This window comes from Kocuria atrinae (genome assembly GCF_039531425.1).
Classification (GTDB): domain Bacteria; phylum Actinomycetota; class Actinomycetes; order Actinomycetales; family Micrococcaceae; genus Kocuria; species Kocuria atrinae.
This window is the reverse complement of the sequence record NZ_BAAAQA010000049.1, coordinates 1-1,162: the sequence shown is the minus strand read 5'-3', so window position 1 is coordinate 1,162 and position 1,162 is coordinate 1. Positions and strand designations below refer to the sequence as shown.

Genomic DNA, 1,162 nt, shown 5'->3' with positions numbered 1-1,162 from the left:
GACATGCTCTGGGAGCATGTCTGGTGCCCCTTCCACGAAACAGACCCTCTTGTGGTGTATGTGCTCAACCGTTGGTGAAGAACGGGAGGACCAGCGCTGGTCGGACTCGATGGCGATGTCCGCGGTGCGGGGCCTCAACCACCATCCACCGCGAACAGCTCACCCGACGAGCCCAACTGGACTGGTTTCACGCCTGGCTTCTGCACGGAGCGAAGAGCAGCGATTTCAGCGGTAGCCCCCGCACCTTCAGGAGAGCTACCGCCTGGTGCTGGCGAGTACCTGTCCCACGCCCGGAGCCGACCGGGGTGATCCACCACCAGATCATGCTCGATGGCACCTACTTCAACGGCTGGTGCGTGCTCATCGCCTACACCGGCACCCACGTGGTGGACTGGCAATGGTGTGACCACGAGAAGAAAGCCGCCTGGGTGGCGCTGTTGAACCGGATCCCGGCCCCGGTCGTGGCCATCGTCGACGGTGGCACCGGCCTGCACGCGGCCCTGCGCCAGGTCTGGCCCCACACCGCGGTTCAGCGCTGTTACTTCCACATCTACACCGCTATCCGCCGGCACCTGAGCCTGTCTCCACGCCTGGAAGCCGGCCAAGAACTGATGAGTCTGACCCGGGCGCTGATGGCAGTGGCCGACCTGGACCAAGCCGCGGTCTGGATGGGCGCCTACGCCACCTGGGAAGCGAAGTGGGAGACGTTCTTAAAACAACGCTCCCGCCCGGGCAAAGGAGTACTACGCCCCACTGGGGTGAACGAGGACCGTGCCTGGTGGTACACCCATCAACGCCTACGCCGAGCCCGCGGCTTCTACCGGACCCTGATCCGCCACCACAACCTCTTCACCTGGCTCAACCCCGAGTTGGCATCACAGACCGGGGTGAAGATCGACCGCACGACCTCTCCGTTGGAGGGCGGGCCAAACAAGGCCATCAAAGAACTCTTGCGAGCCCACCGCGGAATGCCCGACAAGCACGCTCGACGGGCCGTGGACTGGTTACTGAACTCCCTCACCGAACACCCCAGAAACCCCTGGGACCTCGCACGGGAAGAACACTGGAACCCACCACCGACACGCCCCCAACACCAGGACGAACCGATCGGGCCGACCCTCTATGACAACGCCTTCAGTGCCGAAGACGGCAACGGCATCCA

The 1,162-nt window shown here is 64.1% G+C and carries 1 protein-coding gene; it reads left to right on the top strand.

The window, feature by feature from the left end:
• Window positions 1–23: 23 nt before the first annotated feature.
• Window positions 24–1,162: IS1249 family transposase (locus ABD283_RS14335; protein WP_344225605.1), on the top strand; the 1,139-nt coding region annotated here is incomplete at its 3' end.